This window comes from Butyrivibrio sp. M55, from assembly GCF_900116865.1.
Classification (GTDB): domain Bacteria; phylum Bacillota; class Clostridia; order Lachnospirales; family Lachnospiraceae; genus Butyrivibrio.
Genome location: NZ_FPCD01000010.1, coordinates 72,991 through 97,724, shown reverse-complemented (window position 1 = coordinate 97,724; position 24,734 = coordinate 72,991). Strand labels below are relative to the sequence as shown.

Sequence of the window (24,734 nt, the reverse complement as noted above, 5' to 3'; positions counted from 1 at the left end):
TGATAAAAAGCGCTTTGCTATTGATTCAGAGAATTGCTTTATTAAAGAATAGAAGGTACAATTTAGCATAAGAAAAAAATGACCGTGAATATAAGTAAGCAGAAGAGGTGACAGAATATGAATCATACTGATGGAAATACATTGACATGCGGACTGATAGGGAATCCCGTGAGACATACATTGTCTCCTCTTATTCATAATTCAATCGCAGCGATGAAGGGAATCAACCTTGTTTATGTTCCGTTCGAAGTGCCGAAGGGTGGCGTTAAGAACGCTGTCAGGGGTGCGAATGCCCTCGGAATAAAGGGACTTAACGTTACGGTTCCGTATAAGAGTGATGTTATCGACCATCTTGTTGAGGTTGATCCGCTTGCGGAGGGAATCGGTGCGGTTAATACGCTTGTTAGAACGGATGGCGGATTTAAGGGCTACAACACTGATATGTCGGGGCTTTACCATGCCATGCAGGATGAGGGCATAGTGCTTGACGGTGAATGCGTTGTTATACTGGGCGCCGGCGGAGTAGCAAGGCCTGTTGCATATCTTTGTGCAAGCAAAGGTGCAGAGAAGGTGTACGTTCTTAACAGGACATATGAAAAGGCAGAAACCGTGGCAAAAGAGGTTAACAGTGCGCTTGATGAGAGCCTTGGGGAAAAGATAATTCCCATGCCGCTTGAAAATTATAAAGAGCTTTTGGAGAAAGAAAAGAGATTCTTTGCTGTCCAGTGCACGTCAGTAGGTCTTTTCCCCGATGTTAACAGTGCACCGATCGAGGACGCGGAGTTCTATAAGCATGTGTATGCGGCGATAGATGTTGTGTACAAGCCGCTTGAGACTAAGTTTATGAAGATGGTTAAGGACGCCGGAGGAAAGGTCTTTTCCGGACTTAAGATGCTTCTGTATCAGGGAATCGATGCATTTGAGCTGTGGTTTGAGGAAGAGGGCGTTAAGATAAGTAAAGAAGAGGCTGACATCATATATAAGTCGCTTATGATGGAGGTTCTGGGCGCTACCAACATAATCCTCGAGGGATTTATGGGAAGCGGAAAGAGCACGGTTTCTGAGATTCTTTCCGATAAGCTTGATCTTGAACTGATAGATACCGACGAAGCAATTGAAGAGGCTGAGGGCAGGAAGATTTCTGATATTTTTGAGCAGGACGGCGAGGAAGCTTTCAGGGATATGGAGACCGGACTTGTGGAAATGATGGTTTCGGATCATATGAGAGAAACTGTTATTTCGCTTGGCGGCGGGCTTCCTGTCAGAGAGAAGAACAGGGAGCTTCTTAAGAAGGTTGGCAAGGTCGTGTATTTAAGGACGGCGCCCGAGACTGTGTATGATAGGCTTAAGGGCGACGACACAAGGCCTTTATTAAAGAGCGAAGATCCTCTTGCAAGGATAAAAGAGCTCCAGGATAAGCGCGGAAAGATCTACGAAGAAGCTGCGGATATCATAGTGGATACTGACGGCAAGACGCCGGTTCAGGTTGCGGATGAGATCATAGCGGCGATTGGGTTTGTGAAGTGAACAAAGTTAATTATTCTAAAGAACTGGAAAAGAGAATAGACGAGTTTCAAAAAAGGAACAAGGTGCCAAAGCTTCTTTTGCATGCGTGCTGTGCACCCTGTTCGTCGCACTGTCTTGAGTATCTTCGGGAATTTTTCGATGTGACGGTATTTTTTTACAATCCGAATATTACGGAGAGCGCGGAGTATTATAAGCGTGTTGCCGAGGAAAAGAGGCTTATAGAGGAGTACAACAGGCAGGTTGATGCGCAGGATTTTGCGGGGATGCACTCTGATGAGCGCGCGAGGAAGATAGGTATCATCGAGGGCGAGTATGACGTGAAGGAGTATCTTGATGCCGTGCGCGGGCTTGAGGATGTTCCCGAGGGCGGCGAAAGATGCAGAAAGTGCTTTGAGCTGCGGCTTAGAAAGACTGCTGAGATAGCGGCAAAAGAGGGATTTGAGTATTTTACGACTACGCTTACGATAAGTCCTTTGAAGAATGCCGATGTCTTGAATGAAGTCGGGGCGCAGGCTGCGGAGTTTGTGAATGAGAAGATTGAAGCCGGAGAGATGGATTCTTTGGATGCCGGCGGCGAAACTCGTAGCGACGGAGCAGTTTGGAACGGCGGGAAGGTAGTTTTTTTGCCATCTGATTTCAAGAAGAAGGAAGGCTATAAAAGGTCTATAGAATTGTCGCAGAAATTCGGGCTGTACAGGCAGGACTACTGCGGATGCGGGTTCTCGAAGGCGGAAAGAGAAAGGCAGAAGACTGAGGTAGAGTGAAGCGGCTGTATATGCGGCGCAGAGCATTTGACGTTGCCATAGATAGTAGATTTTGATAAAATCGTGTAGTTGGTAATCTAAAGAAATACTGGATCGGTGTTTCTTTTTACGGAAATAAAAAGCTTTTAGAAAGAAGGTTTTGATTTGGATAAAGTATTAGAGATTATTTCAAAGGAAGTCGGAGATGCGTTTGAGAAGGCCGGATATGACAGGGAGCTCGGAAGGGTTACCATTTCGAACAGGCCCGATCTGTGCGAGTATCAGTGTAACGGTGCAATGGCGGGTGCCAAGAAGTACGGCAAGGCTCCGTTTATGATCGCTGATGATGTTGCTGCAAATCTTGCAGGCAACGAGATGTTTGAGAAAGTTGAGTCGGTTAAGCCGGGATTTCTCAATATCATCGTGAGCGGTGATTTTGCAAGAGGTTACATCGTAAAGATGCTTCATGAGAAGCACATGGGTGTTACAATGCCAGGTCATGAGCCTTCATATATCATCGATTACGGCGGACCTAACGTTGCAAAGCCCCTTCACGTGGGACATCTTCGTTCAGCTGTTATCGGAGAGAGTATCAAGAGAATCTTGAGATACACAGGAAATAAGATTATCGGTGACGTTCATCTCGGTGACTGGGGACTTCAGATGGGACTTGTTATCACGGGTCTCAAGGAGAGAAAGCCCGATCTTTGCTACTTTGATCCCGATTATACAGGCTCTTATCCCAAGGAGGCGCCTTTTACCGTATCAGAGCTTGAGGAGATTTATCCTGCGGCAAGCAAGAAGTCCAAGGAGGATGAGGCATTTAAAGCTGAGGCTATGGAAGCAACCAAGCTTTTACAGGACGGATACAAGCCTTACAGAGCTCTTTGGCATCACATTTTGAATGTGTCTGTAGAAGATCTTAAGAAGAACTATAACAAGCTCGGAGTATCTTTTGACCTCTGGAAAGGTGAGTCTGACGCGCACGTAGCAATCCCTGACATGGTTGAGTACATGAAGAGCAAGGGATATGCGCATGAGAGCCAGGGGGCGCTTGTAGTTGACGTTGCAGAGGAGAATGATACAAAAGAGATTCCGCCTTGCATGATCCTTAAGTCAGACGGAGCTTCTTTGTACAACACAACCGATCTTGCGACTATCAGACAGCGTATGGACGAGGTTCATCCTCAGGGAATCATCTATGTTGTTGATAAGAGACAGGAGCTTTATTTCACACAGGTATTCCGTTGTGCAAGAAAGACAAAGCTCGTTATGCCCGAGACAGAGCTTCACTTTGTAGGCTTCGGAACAATGAATGGCGCTGACGGCAAGCCTTTCAAGACAAGAGAGGGCGGTGTAATGCGTCTTGAGAATCTCATTTCTGAGATTGATGAGAAGATGTTTGCAAGAATCAAGGAGGGTAATCCTGAGATTTCTGATGAGGAGGCAAAAGATACAGCGCACAAGGTTGCAGTATCTGCCATCAAGTACGGAGATCTTTCAAACCAGCCTTCAAAGGATTATATATTTGATATTGATAAATTCACTTCTTTCGAGGGAGATACAGGCCCGTACATCCTTTACACAATGGTCCGTATCAAGTCTATCCTCAAGAAGTTCGAGGAAGCGGGCGGAAACATCAAGGATGCAAAGCTTGGTAATCCCGACAGCGATGCTATGAAGAGCCTCATGCTTCTTCTTACAAGATTTGCCGATTCGGTTGAGAGCGCAGCCAAAGATCTTGCACCTAACAGAATCTGCGCATACATCTACGACCTCAGCAATGCATTCAACAGTTTCTACCACGGAACCAGAATCCTTGCCGAGACAGATGAGTACAAGAAGGAGAGCTACATCGCTCTTCTTGCGATAACACTTAAGGTCCTTGAGACAGGAATTGATCTCCTCGGCTTCAGTGCGCCGGAGAGAATGTGAGCGATATATGGAATGAGTAAGCACAGTTTTTTCCATGCTTGCATGAAAAACTGTGCTTATGAAATGACATAACGGACATGAGGAAAGAAGGAGTGCGAACGAAGTGAGTGCGACGATTTCCGAATGTCCGTAGGATTGCGGGAGCGCGTCAGCGCGGAGCAATCCGTATATCGCGAACGTTTGTGGTTTTTATGGGAAACAAATATGAGTAAACAAATATCCGAATCTAATCATATGTTCAGCAACAGGAAACTATTTCTGTTGCTGATTCCTATTATAGCTGAACAATTCCTCACTTCCCTTATGGGCATGGCAGATTCCATGATGGTAAGTACCGTCGGACCTGCGGCTCTTTCGGGAGTGTCGCTTGTTGATGCTGTAAATCTACTTGTTGTTCAGGCGTTTAATGCAATGGCAACGGGCGGAGTTATCATATGCTCCAACTATATAGGTCAGAAAAATCTCAAAAAGGCCAATGACTCTGCAAGACAGGTGCTTTTGGTTTCTCTTTCGATTTCTCTTTTTATGACAATTCTGGGACTGATTTTCAGGACAAGACTTTTAAGCCTTATATTTGGCGAGGTTGAGGCTGATGTAATGAGAGCTTCGCAGATTTATTTTCTTTTGACCATAATATCATATCCGTTTGTATCGCTTGCAGCGGCGTCCAGCGCGATTTTCAGGGCGCAGGCAAATACGGGGCTTCCCATGAAGATTGCTATTATTTCAAATATGCTTAATGTTGTGGGGAATGCCGTGCTCATCTATGTTTTCAGGATGGGCGTTGCGGGTGCGGCAACATCTACGCTTGTTTCAAGGATGTTTAATGCTGTTGTGTTGCTGGTGCTTCTCAGAAGCGAGAAGAACGAGATATCTGTGAGAGATTATCTGAAGATTCGTCCGCATAAGCATAGCATTAAGAAGATTCTCGCTATGGGTGTGCCGAACGGAATCGAGAATTCCATGTTCCAGTTTGGAAGACTTGCGATTCAGTCATCTGTTTCAACGCTCGGGACGATAACCATTGCGGCGCAGTCTATGACTGTTATTCTGGAGAATGTAAACGGCGTGGCAGGTGTCGGAGTCGGAATCGGTCTTATGACTATTGTTGGGCAGTGCCTTGGCGCAGGCAAGAAGGATGAAGCTGTTTTTTATACCAAGAAGATGATCAAATGGGGATATATAGCGGTTCTTACGAGTTGCCTCATTGCATATGCGATTGCGAGGCCGGTAACAGTGCTAGCGGGAATGCCTTCTGAGAGTGCGAGACAGTGTATCTATATGATGGGCTGGATTACGCTTATTAAGCCTATTTTCTGGTCTCCTTCATTTGTGACGGCTTATGGTATGAGAGCTGCAGGAGATGTCAGGTTTTCGATGATCGTATCAACGCTTACCATGTGGCTTTGCAGAGTATCACTTGCAACTTACCTCATCCGCGTTGCGCATATCGGCGCCATGGGTGTTTGGATCGGCATGTTCTGCGACTGGGGAATAAGGGCAATCATATTCACGATAAGGTTTGCGAGCAAGAAGTGGATTCATAAAGTTGTGGAATAAGCGCGGAAAGGCGTAGTGATAAGGTGACGGATTCGTATATTGGTGGAGGAATAATATTGGGATTCGTGAAAGGGCGTAGCGGAGCGTGATTGTGCATTGGAGTTACGCTAAGAAGTGATGCAGGCTTGTGAGAGCTTTTACTTTGTGATAGAATGGTTTCTGCTTTTATATTGTTGTGTATATTATTCGGGCGCCGGTTCCGGCGCCAGTATCATGAGTTATCCGTTCGGATAAGGATTTTCACTGAGAATTTAGCAGTGTATTTGGGATGTATTTGAGAATGCTTTGTAGAGAGGCTCTATTTGGGAGCTTTTGTTTGAGCTGTGAAGATAAATTTTAGTAGAACTGTGATAAAGATGTTGCGGTATGACTTTTTTATGCCAAGAAGCTAAAAAGTCATGCGGTAAGCGATAGTTGGAATGCTAAGAAAGAGCAGGATATGACTTTTTTGAGAGAAAATGCTAAAAAAGTCATGCGATAAGCGATAGTTGGAATGCTAAGAAAGAGCAGGATATGACTTTTTTGAGAGAGAATGCTAAAAAAGTCATGCGATAAGCGATAGTTGGAATGCTAAGGGAAGGCAGGATATGACTTTTTTGAGAAATAATGCTAAAAAAGGTCATGCGATAAGCATGAATTGGACATATAAGAGGGAGAAAAGCATGACTTTTTAAAGCAAGAACATTCAAAAAAGTCATAAATCAATTGAAAATCATAAAGATACATAAGAGAATCCATGACTTTTTAGAATGAATTTGTAAGAAAAAGTCATATCGCAAGAAAAATAGGTGCAAGTATGAAGCATATTCTTGTATGATGCTGTATCACATAAAATAGAAAGAGGACAATATAAATGAATAAAGTAATCAAGCGACTGGAGCAACGACAGATTCTTTTAAAGAATGCTATAAAAGTTGCAGAAAAAGACGAGAAGAAATTCCCTGAAGGAAAACTTAGGATAAGCAGATCGGATCATCAGATACGTTATTATAAAGTGTTAGATTATACAAATCTATCGGAAGAGTATATTCCAATGGACAATGTAAATATTGCGAGAAATTTGGCACAGAAAAGCTATAACAAGCAATTTCTGAAGCAAGCAAGAAAAGAGTTTGACAGTATAGATAAGTTTATAAAGCGTTTTAAGCGGAAAACCGCTGAATCAATCTTCACAAATCTTTCATCCGAACGCCAAAAACTTGTCACGCCTTACATCATCACTGATGATCTATATGCCATGAAATGGCAGTCACAGAGCTTTCAATCAAATCCATATATGCCTGAAAATAAAAAATATGACACTATAAGAGGTGAAAAAGTAAGATCAAAGTCAGAATCCATATTGGCAGATATGCTTTATAATCTGGGGATACCATATCATTATGAAAGGCCTTTGGTTATGGGAGGAGTGGTGAGATATCCTGATTTTACAATACTGAATATCAAGAATAGAGAAGAGATATACTTGGAGCATTTTGGACTTTTGGATGATGAAGAATATAGAAAAGGGTGTTTGAATAAACTCGATGAATATAGGAAAAATGGAATATTTCTGGGAAAGAATCTTATATTTACATATGAAACAAGTGATAATCCTTTAGATATCAAGGGGATAAACGGAATGCTCAAAGAGCTCTTTATAGACTAATGAACAGGTCACTCCTTAAAAGTATGACACAAAATATGTCATGGAAAAATAAAAAGCCCGCAACCATGCGGTTACGGGCAGTAGCGAGAGGGGGATTCGAACCCTCGACACCGCGGGTATGAACCGCGTGCTCTAGCCAACTGAGCTATCTCGCCATTTATTTGTCAGAGCTGTTTGAAACAGCCGACTTAGATAATATACATCGTGGTATGCCTATTGTCAACACGTATTTTTCAAATTTGAATAAAAAATTGAGACAAATCGGTATATAATATAATTGTGATTTCAATATTGTAAATAAGGAGGCTTTTTATGTGGGCATATGAAACTTCTTTTTACCAGATATATCCTTTAGGATTCTGCGGTGCGCCCTTTGAAAACGATGGGAAGCTTGAGCACAGAATCTTAAAAGTCATTGAATGGATTCCGCATTTCAAAAAATTGGGTGTAGGTGCGGTTTTGTTTAATCCTGTCTTTGAGTCGGACACTCACGGCTACAACACCAGGGATTACAAGAAGATAGACGTAAGACTCGGCACGAACGAGGATTTTGCCAAAGTTTGCGACGCGCTCCACAAAGAAGGCATAAAAGTTATATTGGACGGAGTCTTCAACCATGCGGGAAGAGGCTTCTTTGGCTTTGTCGATGTTTGCGAAAAGAAATGGGATTCTCAATATAAAGACTGGTTCAACATTAACTTCGACGGAAACAGCAATTACAACGACGGCCTTTGGTACGAAGGCTGGGAGGGCAACTACGACCTTGTGAAGTTTAATCTTAAGAACCCTCAGGTCACGGACTACCTTCTTGAGAGCATTCGCTTGTGGGTAAAAGAGTTTGATATAGACGGACTCAGACTTGATGTTGCCTATTGCCTCGATCAGGACTTTATTAGGACTCTCAGAAGAGAGACAACTGCGATGAAACCTGACTTTTATCTGACGGGTGAAATGATCGGCGGCGATTATAACAGGATAATGGGCGATGACTTATGTCACAGTGCGACTAACTACGAGTGCTATAAGGGCATGTTTTCTGCGCTTAACAGCATGAACCTGTTTGAGATAGTTCATTCACTGCTCCGTCAGTTCGGTCCCGAGAATTGGACCTTGTACAGAGGAAGACATCTTTTGTCATTTGTTGATAATCATGATGTCAGCAGGATTGCAAGTATTCTTAAGCGCCCCGAGCATCTTAAGCTGATCTATACGCTTATGTTCGGAATGCCGGGCATTCCCACAATCTATTACGGAAGTGAGTGGGGCGAGAAAGCTGATAAATCGATGGGAGATCCTGCGCTCAGACCGTGCTTTGAAGAGCCACAGTGGAACGAGCTTACAGATCATATCGCAAAGCTATGCAAGGCTAAAGCAGAATCAAAGGCGCTTAACTACGGAGATTTTTCATCGCTTCTTCTTACCAACAGGCAGTGCATATTCCAGCGCGCAGGTGAGGGAGAGAGAGTTCTTACTGTGATAAATGCGGATGAAGCACCTTTCCATGCTGATTTCAATGCAGGTGCAGGCTGCGGCATAGATCTTATCACAGGTGAAGACATTGATTTTGGCGGAGGACTTGATATACCGCCGTACACATCTTATCTGATTAAAACCGAGAAGTGAATTGTGCTATTTTGTGATGGAGAATATCAAACTACATAAAGCTAGTGTGATGTCTTGCTGATGTTTGATTAATTGTTTCAAAAGTAATTTTTCAAATTATCAACAAGGCATCACATTAATAAAAATGAACAAGAGTATTTTATATACAACACCTAAAAGAAAGATTATAATTAAAATATGGAAATACGTACACTAATCATTGCAATTTTAGTTCTTGGAATTTTGATGCTTATCTATATCAGAAAGAGCATACTCCAGCTTTCCACGACGCGTATGTTCTGTCTTTTCTTAGTGTTGTCTGTTTTAAATATAATAATTGAGATGGTGGAGTATGGCGCATTTGTATATCCGGATGCATCGTTCTTGTGGGTGCAGGGGCTTTCCAGAGGCCTGTATCTGATCACACTTCTTGCGGTTATATTTTCACTTTGTCTGTACACATATTCAAGATTTACAATTAAAAGAGGCATTTCGGCAAAATATGCCTGCCTATCTGCGGCGCCTGCGGGTATCGGGGTGTTGCTCGTTATAGCATCCAAAGCTTTGTTTGGAGGGACTTCAAGCCCTGTGCTTCTTACGATATGCTATGTTTTGGGCATGCTTTATTCTGTTGCGGCAATAAGTCTTGCCATAAATTATAACGGAAGAGCCAAAAAAGAAGTATTTGCCGCAATTCTGGTTTCTCACCTTCTTTGGTGTGCGATGTTTGTATATCAAATTGTCAGGAAGGGCACGCAGATATCGTCTGCTGCGATCATAATTTCTGCGATAATCATCTACATATTTATCGAAAATCCCAAAGATTATTATGAAAAGAGTATTCCGGGTGTCAGGAACAAAGATGCCTTTATTGCGATGCTTGCAGAGCGCTTCGCTCAGCCGAGACCGTTTTTCATAATGTCTGTTATTTTTATTGAGAAGAATATTCTTTTCACCGACTCAGCGAGAAAAGCGCTTGAAGAGGAGCAGAGGAAGGTTGCCGAGTTCGCACATTCCGACTACCAGCTGAATGCGTACATGTCGAGCTGGAATACGCTTAGTTTTATAACGAGAAGAGCGGATATTGTTGAGCGTTTCATGTCGGCAATCAATCTGTATAAGGGCATCGGCGCGGGAAGCTACAGGTTTACGTTCTCGGTTGTTGAGGCTCCGCGTATTGTAAAAGAGCTTGATAAGGCTATGCAGATTCTTACATATGTGTCCGGAGAATACGCCTATGCACAGTCTTCACCCAACATTGTGATTGATGAAAACATAGTCGATAAGATGGTTTACAGAAATACGATAGAGGATGTTGTCAGACAGGCTGTGAAGGATAAGAGCTTTGACGTTTATTATCAGCCAATCCTCAGTGTCAAAGAAGGATCTTTTTCCTCTGCGGAAGCTCTTGTAAGGCTTCGCAGACGCGACGGCGAAAAATATATCTCACCCGAAGATTTTATCCCGATTGCCGAGAGGTGCGGGCTTGTTCAGGAAATTGACGATCTTGTATTTGAGAAAGTCTGCTCTTTTATTGCAAAAGAGAATCTGTCAAGCTACGGAATCAAGACGATTGAGGTTAATCTGTCAGGAAATGAGGCGGTTGATGCGCATACACATGAGAGACTTTTCAGAAAGATGGAAAAATATCACATTCCGCCTAACTACATCAATTTTGAGATTACAGATACGGCCCATATAACGGGCGATGCGACGTTTAAAGAAAATTTCAAAAAAATGCGTGAGCAGGGATTTACTTTCTCTATGGATGATTTTGGCGCGGGAGATTCCGGTCTTTTGGAACTTCTTAAGCTTGATTATGTGCTTATTAAGATGGACAGGGAGTTTATATGGAACTGCCTTGATCCGGAGAATCCCGAGAAGCTCAACGTGCTCAAACATACGATAGATTTTATGAAGAAAAACGGACTCCATGTGCTTGCGGAGGGTGTTGAGACCCTGGAACAGGCAAGAATTCTTATCGATAACGGTGTAGAATATCTTCAGGGCTTTTATTATTCGAGACCCGTTCCTGAAAACGACTATATAGAATTTTTGAATGCACAAAAAGGACTGGTTCATAAAGCGGATGGTACTGCAGACAGATAGGTTGTTATTAAGAAAATGGGAAAATAGCGACGCGGCGGATTTATATAAATATGCCAGTGACGAAAGGGTGGGACCTCCGGCCGGATGGCCGCCTCATAAGGATGAAGCATACAGCAGGGCGATAATAAGGACTGTTTTTGCCAGGGATGAGGTGTATGCTATCTGCATTAAAGAGCGTGGGAGAGAAGTTATCGGTAGCATAGGGCTTACGCTGGACGGAAGCCCCGAGCGCCCCATTGGAACAAACGAGGCGGAACTTGGCTACTGGATAGGCTACCCTTTTTGGGATAAAGGAATCGCAACGGAAGCGTCAATGGAGATACTTAGACATGGCTTTGAGGATCTGAATCTTAGCCGTGTTTTTTGTGCGTATTTTGAGGGGAATGAGCGGTCAAAAAAGGTGCAGGATAAGTGCGGGTTCAAACTTCATCATATCAACCACATGACCAGAGTGGTACTTCTTGACGAGATGAGAGTGGAGTACGTGAATGTACTGACTTTTGAGGAGTGGAGTAGAAAATTTGGTTCGAATGTATAAAAAATTTGTAAACTTTTTAAACGATATACTATTACAAAAAATATTTTATTGTGATATACTTATTAAGGCTCGCGGATTCCGGACGTGGAATCATATATTTTTTTCTTGTTTGCTGAAAGCGCTTACATAAAGGTATGTTGGCTTTTTTTTGAGAATATTGAAGGAGGAACGGAATGTTGAATGTAGGTGAATGTGTAATTTACGGTAGCCATGGATTGTGCAAGGTTCGGGATATTCTCGTTCCGGCATTTCTTGAGAAGGGAAAAGAAAAGCAATATTACATGATGGTTTCCGCTGTAGACGCAGGCAGTGTTATCTATGTTCCTGTCGAAGGGGCTGAGGATAAGGTTCGTGATGTTATGAGTGCGGACGATGCCGAAGAGCTTATTTGTGACATTGAAGAAGTGGATGAACTCGAACTTCCCGATGGCAAGAAGGCTGAACCTGAGATCGCCGGCATTATAAAGAGAAATCTTGCCGATGAGATGATGAGCCTTGTGAAATCGCTTCATAAGATCAAGGCAACACGCGAAGCCGAGGGCAAGAAATTTGCTTCGCTCAACGAGAAATATTTGAATATGGCTGAGAAACTTCTTTACACCGAGATGGCATTCTCGCTTAAGACCGAGAAAGATGCTATTAAGGAAAGGGTAAAAGAGGTGTTATCGAGTTTGTATTTAGAGACTGTTTGATGCAGTCTCTTTTTTGTGCAGAGCACTTAGTGAGGCTTTGCCGAACTTAGTGCGAGCCACACAGCGTCACTTAACGAGGTTTTTAACGAGTTTAGTGACGCTGTGTTTCTTTATGCTATAGAGGCTAAAAAGTTGCAAAGCAACTCTTTATTCTGCTAAAATACATCCTATGGGTAAAACAGTTGAACTTTATTATGAAAGTGCATATATAACCGAGTTTGACGCAAGCGTTCTATATTGCAGCGGGCGTGAAGACGGTAAATTTGAAGCTGTTCTTGATAAGACGGCTTTTTTTCCTGAACAGGGAGGCCAGACTCCTGATGTTGGAAGGCTTGAGACCGCTGACGGAGTGGAATTTGAAGTCTTTTACACGGGAATCAGGAAGACGGATTCGGGCGAAGATGAGATCTATCACGTGCTTGATAAGAGCATTGAAGCGGGAGCAAGTGTTCATGGCAGAATCGACTGGGAGCACAGATTCAGCAACATGCAGCAGCACACGGGAGAGCATATCTTTTCCGGCATAGTTAATTCAAAGTATGGCTATGACAATGTCGGTTTTCACCTGAGTGATACCGAAGTTACGATGGATTATAACGGTGTTCTGAGTGCCGAAGATATAAAAGAGATTGAGAAATGCGTAAATGAAGCTATCTGGAAGAATATAAGCGTTGTCGCAAGTTTTCCTTCGGAAGATGAGCTGAAAGACATTCCATATCGCAGTAAAAAAGAGCTTACGGGTGCGATTCGCATTGTAAATATCGAAGGTTATGATTCCTGCGCATGTTGTGCGCCTCATGTTGAGAGAACCGGCGAGATCGGGCTTTTGAAAGTTGTGGGAGTCCGCAATTACAAGGGCGGAGTCAGGGTTAATATTTTGTGCGGCAAAAGAGCTCTTGAGTTCCTTTCGACTGAACATGATATTTTGTCGGATCTTGCGGCTGACTTTACTACTTCTTTTGACAATGTACCTTCATCCGTTGCGCGGTTAAAAGATGAAAATGCAGTTCTTAAGGCAGATCTTTATGCGGACAGGGAAAAACTCCTTGAGTATGAACTGGCTGAGATAGACAAGGGGCTTAAGAATGTATTTCTTTTTAAGGGCACAGATACGGATACGAACCTAATGAGAAAAACTGTCAATCTGCTTGCGGCAGATCACGAGGGATTCTGCGGAGTATTTGCGGGAAATCCCGAAGCGGGATACAGATATATAGTGGCTTCCGGAAAGGCGGAAGGCGATGCGCGCGCTGTTTCCGCACTTCTTAGAGAGAAGTTTGGAGCAAAAGGCGGCGGAAGCGAAAAGATGGTTCAGGGCAGCATATCGGGCGTAAACTGCGAAGAATTGGCGGATTGCTGCAATAATCTATGATATTTGAGGGTGAAAAAAGTTTGGTATGAATGTTGGCAAATTCAGTGACTTCAGAGACGGAGTCAGGGATGCGGTTCCTATTTTTCTGGGATATATAGCGGTTTCTTTTGCATTCGGAATAGAGAGTTCGAAGATTGGAATGACTGTATTTCAATCGGCGATGACATCTCTTCTTAATGTCACAAGCGCAGGACAGTTTTCGGCACTTGAAATAATCGAAAAAAACGGAAGTTTTCTTGAACTTGCCGTATTACAGTTTATAATCAATTTAAGATATATGCTTATGTCGGCGGCTCTGTCACAGAGACTTGACCCTAAGACAAGCACACTGCACAGACTTGGGATTTCTTACGGCGTTACAGATGAGGTCTTCGGAGTCAGCGTACTTAAAAAAGGCGGTCTTTATCCCATGTATTCATACGGACTTATAACGCTTTCCGTATCGGGCTGGGTGCTTGGAACCGTTCTCGGCGCTATTGCGGGACAGATAATGCCGCAGAGACTTATAAGTTGTTTGGGACTTGCCATTTATGGTATGTTTATTGCGATAATAATTCCCGATACGAGGGAAGATAAGAATGTGCGCGCGGTAGTCGTTGCTGCAATGGTATTTAGCACGATATTTGCGTTTGCACCGTTTCTTAACTGTATATCTTCGGGATTTAGAATTATAATAATTACAGTGCTCGTAGCTGCCTGTGCAGCCGTGATCGCACCTGTTAAGGAGGAAAAAGATGAATAACGTCTATGCATACATTCTTCTTATGGCAGTTGTGACCTACGCGATTAGGGCGCTGCCGCTTACTCTTATCAGAAAAGAGATAAAGAGCACTTTTATAAGATCGTTTCTTTATTATGTGCCATACGCTACTTTAGCGGCGATGACGTTTCCGGCTATCTTGAATGCGACAGATAATAGAGTTTCGGCGCTTGCAGGGTTTGGCGTGGCACTTATACTTGCTTTTAACAAAAAGAGCCTTTTGACAGTTGCGGGACTTGCCTGCGCGACGGCTTTTATAGTGGAACTTTTTATATGATTTATGCGATCGTCTCTGTGCGATTGGTTGTTTTTAGAATCGGAGGATTAAGATGCACATAGGAATGGGGTATGATGTACACCGCCTGGTTTCTGACAGGGACCTTATTATAGGTGGCGTAAAGATTCCGTATGAAAAAGGTCTTTTGGGACATTCTGATGCAGATGTACTGCTTCATGCGATAATGGATGCGCTTTTGGGCGCTGCGGCTCTCGGAGATATCGGTAAACATTTTCCCGATACGGATCCCAAGTACAAGGGGGCAGATTCTCTTGCACTTATGAGAGAAGTTGGAAAAATGCTTGTTGAAAATCGTTTTCTTATCGAGAATATTGATGCTACGATAATTGCTCAGGCACCAAAGATGAGACCTTATATCGACGAGATGAGGCAGAATATCGCGGACGCGCTTGAGATTGAGATAAGCCAGGTAAATGTAAAGGCAACGACAGAGGAAGGTCTCGGATTTACCGGAAACGGCGAGGGAATATCTTCGCAGGCGATATGTCTTTTGACCAGTCCTATTGAACTGCACTCGACCAATGTTACGTTTAATACGGGAGAACAGCCAAGAAGCTGTTGCGGCGGTTGTGAGCAGTAAATTGTCTGTGGAAAAGAGCTACGAACTATAAATATACTTTCGTTATCAAGGAGATCTTAGATAGATGGCAAATTTTAAGTTTTATAATACACTTACAAGAACAATTCAGGATTTTGTGCCCAGAGAAGACGGAAAGGTGACCATGTATACTTGCGGACCTACCGTTTATCACTACGCACATATCGGTAACATCCGCACATACATCATGCAGGACGTGCTTATCAAGGCACTTATGTACGCGGGATATGACGTTAAGCGTGTTATGAACATCACTGATGTCGGACATCTTTCATCGGACGCTGATACGGGCGAAGATAAGATGCTCGCAGGGGCAAAAAGAGAGCACAAGAGCGTTATGGAGATTGCAAAGTACTATACTGATGCTTTCTTTACGGATTTTGACGCTGTCGGAAACAAGCGCCCCGATATTGTTGAGCCTGCCACAAACTGCATTCCCGAGTTTATCCATATGGTAGAGGTTCTTCTTGAGAAGGGCTATGCGTATGTTGCCGGCGGAAATGTATATTTTGATACAAGTAAGCTCGATGATTACTATGTTTTTTCATCAGATATCGAGAAAGAACAGCTTCAGGTCGGTGTTCGTGACGATGTTGAAGAGGATACAAATAAAAAGAACAAGACAGACTTTGTTCTTTGGTTTACAAAGTCAAAGTTTGAGGAGCAGGCGCTTAAGTGGGACAGCCCTTGGGGCGTTGGATATCCCGGATGGCATATTGAGTGCTCATGCATATCAATGAAGCATCTCGGCGAATATATCGATATCCACTGCGGCGGTGTTGACAATATTTTCCCTCATCATACAAATGAGATTGCGCAGTCTGAGAGCTATCTCGGCCATGAGTGGTGCAAATACTGGTTCCACAGCAACCATTTGAATGACAAGTCAGGAAAGATGTCAAAGTCAAAGGGAGCAATCCTTACTGTTTCCGTTCTTAAGGAAAAAGGATACGATCCGCTTGTTTACAGATTTTTCTGCTTACAGTCTCATTACCGTAAGCCTCTTGAGTTCTCTTTTGAGGCACTTGATAATGTGACAGGAGCATTTAATAAACTTATAAAGAAGATTGCCGAGCTTAAGGAAGAGGGCAATGTTGATGAGGCTGTTGTAAAAGAGTTTGAGGATAAGTTCAGGGATGCAATCTCGGATGACCTCAACACATCTATGGCAATCACGCTTCTTTATGATGTGCTCAAGGCTGATGCAAACGGCGCAACTAAGCTTGCACTTGTAAAGAGCTTTGATAAGGTTCTTTCACTTGATCTTATCGGACATGCGGCTGCTTCTAAGGAAGAAAAGGCAGTGGATCCCGAGCTTGAGGCATATGTTCTTGATGCTATCGAGAGAAGAGCGGCAGCTAAGAAGGCAAAGGATTTCGCAACAGCTGATGCTATCCGCGACGAGCTCCTTAAAAAGGGAGTTGAGATCAAGGATACTCGTGAGGGAGTTAAATGGCAGCTCATTTGAATGAATATCTAAATGATAAATTCGGCATTGAGGGGAAGGACATTCGGACTTATTCCCCTCTTACGCTTGCTTATATAGGCGATGCGATCTTTGATGTGGTGGTAAGGTCAATCCTTGTAAATAAGGGCAACACTGCGGTCAATAAGCTCCATAAAAGAGCAAGTGATATTGTGAAAGCGGGCACACAGTCTGCTTTTATAAAGGCTCTTATGGATGATCTGACTGAAGAAGAGGCTGACATTTACAGGAGAGGCCGCAATTCAAAGCCGCACACCAAGGCAAAGAACGCCACGACAATGGACTACCTCGACGCAACGGGATTTGAGGCTGTTGTCGGATATCTTTATCTTACGGATAATATGGACAGAATATGTGAGCTTGTGCAACTTGGAATAGAGAGGCTCGGGCTGGATATTCTTGAGTGAGAATTGATTTATAAAGGGCGTTGCCGGTGAAAAAGAATTGATATATTTTGAGGAATTATGATGGAAGAGAATTTTGAAAGCAGAATAATAGAGGGTAGAAATGCGGTTCTTGAGGCATTTCGTGCAGGAAAGACGATAGACAGGCTCTTTGTCCTGGACGGATGTAAGGACGGCCCTGTTCAGACAATAATGCGTGAAGCAAAGAAGCACAAGGATACGGTTGTGAGCTTTGTGAAAAAAGAGAGACTCGATCAGCTCTCGGAGACAGGAAAGCATCAGGGAGTTATTGCTTATGCGGCTTCCTATGAATATGCGGAAGTTGAAGACATTCTCGCAAAGGCTGCAGCAAAGAATGAAGATCCTTTTGTTATAATCCTTGACGGTATCGAGGATCCGCACAATCTTGGCGCAATCATCAGAACGGCAAATCTTGCGGGAGCGCACGGAGTTATTATTCCAAAGCACAGGGCTGTGGGACTTACTGCGACTGTTGCGAAGGCTTCTGCAGGTGCACTTAACTACACACCTGTTGCCAAAGTTACAAATATAGTAAAGACCATTGAGGAGCTTAAGGATAAAGGACTTTGGTTTGCTTGTGCGGACATGGGCGGAACCGAGATGTACAAGCTTAATCTCAAAGGACCTATCGGAATTGTTATAGGAAACGAGGGAAGCGGTGTTTCAAGACTTGTTAAGGAAAACTGCGACATGATAGCGTCTATTCCCATGAAGGGCGATATCGATTCGCTTAACGCTTCGGTAGCTGCAGGTGTACTTGCGTTTGAAGTTGTAAGACAGAGGCTTGGTTAACCTATGAAAACAAATTATGACGGACAAAGCGATGAACAGCTTATAGTGAAGTTCCATGATGCGGGAGACAAAGAATCCGGCATCATGGATTTTATTATGGACAAATATAAGAATCTTGTCCGCAAAAAAGCTGCATCTATGTTTATTCTCGGCGCTGACAGGGACGACCTCATCCAGGAAGGGATGATAGGTCTTTTTAAAGCAATACGGGACTATGACATCGGAAGAGATGCAAGCTTTGCCACATTTGCCGACCTGTGCATCTCAAGGCAGATGTATTCGGCGATCAAGGCATCTGCGCGCAAAAAACATGCGCCTTTAAACAGTTATATTTCTTTATATGCCGAGAACAGCGACAACGCCACCGACAGCGAAGTGGCTCTTGAAGATGTTCTCGAATCTGATTCAAGTTCCATTCCCGAGGAGCAGATCATAGAGCGCGAAAACCTCGAAGCTCTTGAGAACGCCATCGACCGTGATCTCAGCGATCTCGAGCGCCAGGTCCTCGATCTTTATATTACGGGAATGTCCATAAAAGAAGTCTCCGCAGTTCTTGGCAGAGATGAGAAATCCACGGATAATGCGATGCAGAGGATAAAGACGAAGCTTAGGAAGTATTTGAAGAAGTAGGCTAAGGTGGGAGAAAGCTAATCTGGGATGCTTTCTTTTGGGGTGCTGAAGAAATGCTGACAGAGATCGGCGTTTCCTTAGATAAAATATCCGGGTGCTTTGGCGGGAAAGGAGGTGCGGTATTATGAGGGTTGCTTGTTCGGGCTATACGTAGCGTTGGGGTGACGGTTAATCTATGCATTCTCAATTCTCTGCGGGATTTTCTATGGAATCCGCTACGGGTGAAGTGCAGAAGTGTGCGAGAGAATTGTGAATTAATGAGGGGTATGACTTTTTGAAGCGGTTTTGGTATAAAAAGTCATGGGATTTCTTGCAGATTGAACGCGAGAAACAGAGGGGTATGACTTTTTGAGATGATTTTGCTTAAAAAAGTCATGTTTTTTTCTACAATTGAAGAGCAGATAGCATGAGATGCATGACTTTTTTGAGTGTTTTACATAAAAAAGTCATAGATTCCTCCACGGATGAATGGTGGACATGGTAAGAAGAATGACTTTTCATGCATGTTTTGCTCTAAAAAGTCATTTATTCAATTTTTTCTTTTTAAGATCTGGTTTCAATTTTTTACAGTTTCACAAATCAAAATTTCATAGAGTAGAGTTTTTAAGATTGGTTAAAAAAAATAAAAAAACAGGATGGATAAAACGTATGAAAAAAAGAAATGTTGGATTTAGAAGAGGTTTTATGAAGTTGATGGGAGCAACATTGGCAGCATCTTTACTGCTTTCGGTTAATGTGTATGCGGAGGAAGTAGAGGAACTTTCTGATTCTGGTGATATTGATGCAATATCAGAAAAGATAGAGACACTTGATGATAAGGTTGATAATTTGAGCGAGAATTGTTCAGATGACGGAGTGGCAGATGATATTACAAGCATTTCGGAAGGGATAAATGATCTTGATGATCAGCTTGATGAATTTGCTAAAAATTATGCTTCGCTTCTGCTGTCAATAAATAAGAATAAGGCTGACATTATAAAAGGTTTGAACAGTAATGTTTATGCGCTTGATAATATTTCTGAATATGCATCATATAAAGATATTATTTCTAAGATTAATGGCATAAAGTATCAGGGAACATTAAATCTTGCTTTGGATAGCGGTGATAAATATATACTTGAGAGTGGATATTATGACGGTGGAACAATTGATGTGTCGGCGTTGATTGAAGCTGCGCGTAAAGAAGGATATGAGGCCGGAAAACAAGACGGTGACAAGGTTGGATATGAGAGAGGGCTTGAAGCAGGAGACAAAGCAGGATATGACAGAGGTGTTAAAGCGGGTGATGCGGCAGGATATGCAAGAGGGCATAAAGAAGTGGCTGGCATAACTCCATACTATACAACGTCAAAGAGCGCTACATATGTTATTCCTGAAAATGGAACATATCATATTTATGCAAGCGCGGCAGCACGGTTTGAAGATAATCATAGAGATACTGTTCGTGCGAGAGTGACTGTAGGGGGAACGGTTAGAATAAATGCAGAACAGACCAAGTCGCATGGTAAAGCCTTGTATGCTTCTGGAACGTGGTCGGGATATCTTACTAAAGGAACGGTTGTTTCAATGGCTTCATCTACTGAAGGATGGGGATGTGATCTTGAAGGTCAGATGTTTTCTATAGTGTATGGCGGAAGATAAAAGATATTATCTAATGCTTTTTGGTAGTCGATAGATATTATTAATTGATGTTATAAAATGAAAAAGTGCTTAAAGAATGATCTTTTATATTCTTTGAGCACTTTTTGTTTGAAAATGACCGATATTATATAAAAAAGTATGTGCAATTCGATAGCATATGTTCTATAATTCGATATAGTTCAGAAAAACAGAAATATATTAACAATTTAAAGAGTGCTCTATAAAAGCAGAGAGGAGGAGAAGAAGCTGGTTTGTACTCTTGGGTTATTATATGACAAATTTTTTTGAATAAAAAACAAAGACTGGATGGGCAGACGCATGAAAAAAAGAAATCTTGGTTTTATGAAACTTGTTGGTGCAACAGTTGTAGCATCATTGTTACTTTCGGTTAATGTACATGCCGAGGAGCTGGAAGATTTGGTTAATTCAGAAGACATTGAGACAGCTTCAGAAGAGATCAATACTCTTGATAATAAGGTTGATGATTTGAGCGAAAAGTGCTCAGATTCTGAAGTTACAGAGGAAATTTCATCTATAGCTGATGGAATTGATAATCTTGATGATTTGTTTTCTGCTATTGCGAATGATTTTACTAAGCTTCGTTCAAAAGTTAATCAGCATAAAAAAGATATTATAAGTGGATTAAACTCTAAAGTATATGTACAGGATAATATATCTGAAAATGCATCCTATGAAGATATCATTGCTAAAATTAATGATATAGATTATAAAGGAACCTTGAATGTTACTTTGGATAGTAGTGAAAAATATACACTTGAGAGTGGATATTATGACGGCGGAACAATTGATGTTTCTGCTATTGTTGAAGCTGCACGTCAGGAAGGCTTTAAAGCAGGAAAAGAAGATGGTTATAATGAAGGATTTAAAGCTGGAAAAGCAGATGGCGATAAAGTTGGATATTCCAGAGGCTTAGCAGATGGCGAAAGAACTGGATATTCCAGAGGCTCAGCAGATGGTGATAGAACTGGATATTCCAGAGGTTTAGCAGATGGCAAGACACAAGGTGTTAATATGAGGCACCATGACATTAAAAATCTTGGGAATATGAGCGAAGGTCATAGTTATACATGGGTAGTTGATGGTGACTATAATATATTAGCAATTTGGGTTCATGGACATGGCAGGCAACCTATTCAGATGAGCACATCGTCCGGGACTACTATATATGCCCATGTTGACTATTATGGTGGCGGATCGGCTGCATTATTTACAAATGTTCCTCGCGGAGCAGTTATTACTTTTAATGGTTCGGGTAAAGAAAAGAATGATATATCTGCAGATATATATGTAGCAAATAAATAATAGTGTTAAACAATAATGTCATAAAGGCGAAAAGTGCATATTATCTTATGCTTTTTTGACGGTCAATATGCATTGTGAACTAAAAAAAGAAAGTGCTTAAAGAACGGCATTACATATTCTTTAAGCACTTTTTGTTTAAAAATAATCAATATTAAATAAAAAAGTATGTACAATTCGATAGCAAATGTTTTATAATTCGATATAGTTCAGAAAAACAGAAATATATTAACAATTTAAAGAGCGTCCTATAAAAGCGGGAGGAGGAGTAAAAGCTGGTTTGTGCTCTTGGGTTATTATATGAAAATTTTTTTGAACAAAAAAACAAAGACTGGATGGGTAGACGTATGAAAAAAAGGAATCTTGGTTTTACACGGAATTTTATGAAACTGATGGGAGCAACATTGGCAGCATCATTACTTTTTACGATGAATGTGCATGCTGAAGAAGTAGAGGAGTTGGATAATTCAGAAGATATTACAACAATATCTGATGGAATCGATACTCTTGATGAAAAAGTCGATGTACTTAATAACAATTGCCAAGATGAAGGGGTGTCAGATGATATTTCTGATATGTCTAGTGTGATTGATATTCTTAATGATACAATTTCAAGACTTAGTAATAATTATTCTAAGCTTTTATTGACAATTAATAAGAATAAATATTCCATCATAAGTGGTTTGAATAAAAGCGTTTATGCAAATAATAAAATATCTGAAAATGCATCATACTCAGATGTTATTTCAAAGATCAATGATATAAAGTATCAGGGAACATTGGATGTTACTCCTGATGATAATGGTAAATATACGTTTGAGAGTGGATATTATGAAGGCGGCACTATTGATATTTCTGCAATAGTTGAGGCTGCTCGTCAGGAAGCAAGAGAAGAAGGTCTCAAGGAAGGAAAAGAAGAAGGTCTCAAGGAAGGAAAAGAAGAGGGCTTCAAGGAAGGAAAAGAAGAAGGCCTTAAGGAAGGAAAAGAGGAAGCACTTAAAGAAGGAAGGGAAGAAGGCTATAAGGCAGGAAAGGAAGATGGCTTAAAGGAAGGTTTAGCAGATGGCGATAAAGCAGGATATTCTAGAGGCTTAGCAGATGGAGACAAAGCGGGATATTCTAGAGGTTTAACAGATGGCGACAGAGCAGGATATTCCAGAGGCTTAACAGATGGAAAAAGGCAAGGAGAAGCATCAACTTTGCCTGATACTATTTCCTTTAAGGTGACTTCGACAGCTATAGGAGTAATAAATATACCTGTAGATGTTTATAAGAATTATAATTATTATGCAGTTGCAAGCGGTGCAACAACAGGTATGAGTGATTATCTTATTGCAGGGTTTGATTATGTGCCGAGAACAGGTTCTTTAGATCGAATAGCGTTTAATACTAGGTATAACCTTAATAAAAATTCAACATGGCTTGCTATACAAGGCAGAAATGGTACGAATAAAGAACTCACTGAGTTTACTGTGTATTTGTATAAGTAAGATATAATGGTGCCCTATGAAGGCAGGAAAACTGCTTTCATAGGGTTTATGAATTGTTTAAGCTTTGATTAATGAAAAAATAGAGGATAAAGAGTATGAGAAAAATAAATGTTGGTTTAAAAAGAAGCTTTATGAAGATGATGGGGGTAGCAATGATGACATCGTTGTTGCTTTCGGTCAATGTGCACGCAGAGGAAGAAAATGTTTCAGAAGATATTGCTACGATAGAAGATGGAATCGATACTTTGGATGACAAGGTTGATGCTCTAAATGACAAGTGTCAGGATGAAGAGTTGTCAGATGATATTTCCGGGGTGAAAGATTTTATTGCATATCTTAGCGAACAAATTTCAACGCTTACTATGAAATATACTAATGAATTATTGACAGCTGAGAGGAATAGGCATTCCATTATAAATGGTTTAAATAAAAGCGTTTATGCAAATGATAATATATCTGAAAATGCATCATACTCAGATATCATTTCAAAGATCAATAATATAAAGTATCAGGGAACATTGGATGCTTCCCTGGACAATAATGGTAAATATACGCTTGAAAGCGGATATTATGAAGGTGGTACGATTGATATCTCTGCTATAGTTGAGGCTGCTCGTCAGGAAGGAAAAGAGGAAGGCTTTAAGGAAGGTGAAGAAAAAGGTTTTAAGGAAGGAAAGGAAGAAGGCTATAAGGCAGGAAAGGAAGACGGCTTAAAGGAAGGAAGAGCAGATGGTGATAAAGCTGGATATTCCAGAGGCTTAACAGATGGCAAAAAGCAAGGAGAAGAAGCAGGAAGAGAAGACATAATGACTAATGGCAGATGTTGGATGGCCATTGATAAAACATGTACAGTATCCCTTAGTCCTATCATAACACATAAGTCTTACAAATATTTCTATATTAAAAATACGAATACTCATGGTACATCTCTAAACTCTAATGATGTTGTTAAACTATGGATACAATCTGGAGATAATCCTTGGGGAAGAGTAGTGGTAGATACTCCAATCTCTAACTGCACATATGTAGGTGATGGATGGTATCAATGCGGTGTAACTGAGGGCATATCTATGGTTCAGGTGGTAAATAATAATAATGTACCAAGAGATTACATGTATAAATATTCAGATTAAAATTCATTTGGAAGACACAGATAAGAATTGAACAAGTGATTTATTATCTGTATTTTTAAGATAAATCTAAGAAAAATCAGGCGAAAATCGCGGAAAACCACAGATAAGAAGAGTTTATTGACTTTGCTTATCTGTGATTCTGCGATTTTTTTTAGAAATATGAGAAAAATAGCAAATAATGGTTGAAAAAATTAAGTGGACTAAAGGTTTAACATTGTTTCTAAAAAGTTTTTTGTATAAAAATGATTGTTATTATGCAAAAATGTATGTACAATACACTATTAAATGTACTATAATTCGATATAGTTCAGAAAAAAGCATAAATAATTTGACGAATTACAATGTCATATGGATGCGAGATACAATGCTTTCATGGGATATATATAGGTTATATGTTCAAACGGAGAGGAGGTGTGAAAGCTAGTTTATTCTTTA

At 41.4% G+C, this 24,734-nt stretch carries 21 protein-coding genes and 1 tRNA gene; 21 read left to right on the top strand and 1 reads right to left on the bottom strand.

The features are described from left to right. Positions 1–117 precede the first annotated feature (117 nt). The 5 genes from aroE (at position 118) to BM398_RS11665 (ending at position 7,413) form a co-directional block, all read left to right on the top strand. A complete protein-coding gene (aroE, locus tag BM398_RS17430; RefSeq protein WP_092337827.1) occupies positions 118–1,527 on the top strand; it encodes a shikimate dehydrogenase in 1,410 nt (469 codons plus the stop codon). Next, positions 1,524–2,291, top strand: coding sequence for an epoxyqueuosine reductase QueH (locus BM398_RS11680; RefSeq protein ID WP_092337826.1), 768 nt, complete (start codon positions 1,524–1,526; stop codon positions 2,289–2,291). The genes aroE and BM398_RS11680 overlap by 4 nt, the downstream gene beginning before the upstream one ends. A gap of 144 nt (positions 2,292–2,435) precedes the next feature. After that, on the top strand, positions 2,436–4,205 hold the full coding sequence (gene argS / locus BM398_RS11675) for an arginine--tRNA ligase (protein WP_092337825.1): 1,770 nt from the start codon (positions 2,436–2,438) through the stop codon (positions 4,203–4,205). A gap of 204 nt (positions 4,206–4,409) precedes the next feature. Beyond that, positions 4,410–5,765, top strand: coding sequence for an MATE family efflux transporter (locus BM398_RS11670; protein ID WP_092337824.1), 1,356 nt, complete (start codon positions 4,410–4,412; stop codon positions 5,763–5,765). Positions 5,766–6,618: 853 nt separating this feature from the next. Beyond that, positions 6,619–7,413, top strand: a complete 795-nt coding sequence (locus BM398_RS11665; RefSeq protein WP_092337823.1) for a PDDEXK family nuclease — start codon at positions 6,619–6,621, stop codon at positions 7,411–7,413. An 81-nt stretch (positions 7,414–7,494) separates the two neighbouring features. Here the strand turns inward: BM398_RS11665 and BM398_RS11660 are convergent. Next, positions 7,495–7,568 (bottom strand) — tRNA-Met (locus tag BM398_RS11660). 157 nt (positions 7,569–7,725) lie between these two features. On the opposite strand from BM398_RS11660, the gene BM398_RS11655 reads away from it, so the two are divergent. The 16 genes from BM398_RS11655 to BM398_RS11580 all read left to right on the top strand — a co-directional run bounded on the left by BM398_RS11655 (position 7,726) and on the right by BM398_RS11580 (position 24,299). Beyond that, positions 7,726–9,036 (top strand): alpha-amylase family glycosyl hydrolase, encoded by a 1,311-nt coding sequence (locus BM398_RS11655; RefSeq protein WP_092337822.1) that lies wholly within the window; start codon positions 7,726–7,728, stop codon positions 9,034–9,036. A gap of 177 nt (positions 9,037–9,213) precedes the next feature. Further along, on the top strand, positions 9,214–11,124 hold the full coding sequence (locus tag BM398_RS11650) for an EAL domain-containing protein (RefSeq protein WP_092337821.1): 1,911 nt from the start codon (positions 9,214–9,216) through the stop codon (positions 11,122–11,124). A gap of 1 nt (position 11,125) precedes the next feature. Then, a complete protein-coding gene (locus BM398_RS11645) occupies positions 11,126–11,662 on the top strand; it encodes a GNAT family N-acetyltransferase (protein WP_242949807.1) in 537 nt (178 codons plus the stop codon). A 173-nt stretch (positions 11,663–11,835) separates the two neighbouring features. Beyond that, on the top strand, positions 11,836–12,354 hold the full coding sequence (locus BM398_RS11640) for a CarD family transcriptional regulator (RefSeq protein WP_026654330.1): 519 nt from the start codon (positions 11,836–11,838) through the stop codon (positions 12,352–12,354). Positions 12,355–12,523: 169 nt separating this feature from the next. After that, positions 12,524–13,726, top strand: coding sequence for an alanyl-tRNA editing protein (locus BM398_RS11635; protein WP_092337819.1), 1,203 nt, complete (start codon positions 12,524–12,526; stop codon positions 13,724–13,726). Between the two features lie 25 nt (positions 13,727–13,751). Beyond that, positions 13,752–14,468 (top strand): AzlC family ABC transporter permease, encoded by a 717-nt coding sequence (locus BM398_RS11630; protein WP_092337818.1) that lies wholly within the window; start codon positions 13,752–13,754, stop codon positions 14,466–14,468. Then, complete coding sequence (locus BM398_RS11625; protein WP_092337817.1) at positions 14,461–14,763, top strand: AzlD domain-containing protein; 303 nt, start codon at positions 14,461–14,463, stop codon at positions 14,761–14,763. Before BM398_RS11630 ends, BM398_RS11625 begins: the two co-directional genes overlap by 8 nt. Before the next feature lie 52 nt (positions 14,764–14,815). After that, the gene (gene ispF, locus BM398_RS11620; protein WP_092337816.1) at positions 14,816–15,364 is read left to right on the top strand and encodes a 2-C-methyl-D-erythritol 2,4-cyclodiphosphate synthase; all 549 of its coding nucleotides are present in this window, start codon (positions 14,816–14,818) and stop codon (positions 15,362–15,364) included. Positions 15,365–15,428: 64 nt separating this feature from the next. Beyond that, entirely contained in the window at positions 15,429–16,850 is a 1,422-nt protein-coding gene (cysS, locus tag BM398_RS11615) for a cysteine--tRNA ligase (protein WP_092337815.1), read from the top strand. Next, positions 16,835–17,275 carry a Mini-ribonuclease 3 gene (locus BM398_RS11610; protein WP_092337814.1) on the top strand — a complete coding sequence of 147 codons (441 nt, stop codon included), beginning with the start codon at positions 16,835–16,837 and terminating at the stop codon, positions 17,273–17,275. Before cysS ends, BM398_RS11610 begins: the two co-directional genes overlap by 16 nt. Positions 17,276–17,335: 60 nt before the next feature. Next, on the top strand, positions 17,336–18,085 hold the full coding sequence (gene rlmB / locus BM398_RS11605) for a 23S rRNA (guanosine(2251)-2'-O)-methyltransferase RlmB (protein WP_026654338.1): 750 nt from the start codon (positions 17,336–17,338) through the stop codon (positions 18,083–18,085). A gap of 3 nt (positions 18,086–18,088) precedes the next feature. Next, complete coding sequence (gene sigH, locus BM398_RS11600) at positions 18,089–18,715, top strand: RNA polymerase sporulation sigma factor SigH (RefSeq protein WP_092337813.1); 627 nt, start codon at positions 18,089–18,091, stop codon at positions 18,713–18,715. A gap of 648 nt (positions 18,716–19,363) precedes the next feature. After that, positions 19,364–20,356 carry a hypothetical protein gene (locus BM398_RS11595; RefSeq protein WP_092337812.1) on the top strand — a complete coding sequence of 331 codons (993 nt, stop codon included), beginning with the start codon at positions 19,364–19,366 and terminating at the stop codon, positions 20,354–20,356. Between the two features lie 318 nt (positions 20,357–20,674). Continuing rightward, positions 20,675–21,679, top strand: coding sequence for a FliH/SctL family protein (locus BM398_RS11590; RefSeq protein ID WP_092337811.1), 1,005 nt, complete (start codon positions 20,675–20,677; stop codon positions 21,677–21,679). A gap of 344 nt (positions 21,680–22,023) precedes the next feature. Next, complete coding sequence (locus BM398_RS11585) at positions 22,024–23,166, top strand: hypothetical protein (RefSeq protein ID WP_092337810.1); 1,143 nt, start codon at positions 22,024–22,026, stop codon at positions 23,164–23,166. Between the two features lie 95 nt (positions 23,167–23,261). Beyond that, positions 23,262–24,299, top strand: a complete 1,038-nt coding sequence (locus BM398_RS11580; RefSeq protein WP_092337809.1) for a hypothetical protein — start codon at positions 23,262–23,264, stop codon at positions 24,297–24,299. Positions 24,300–24,734: the final 435 nt, after the last annotated feature.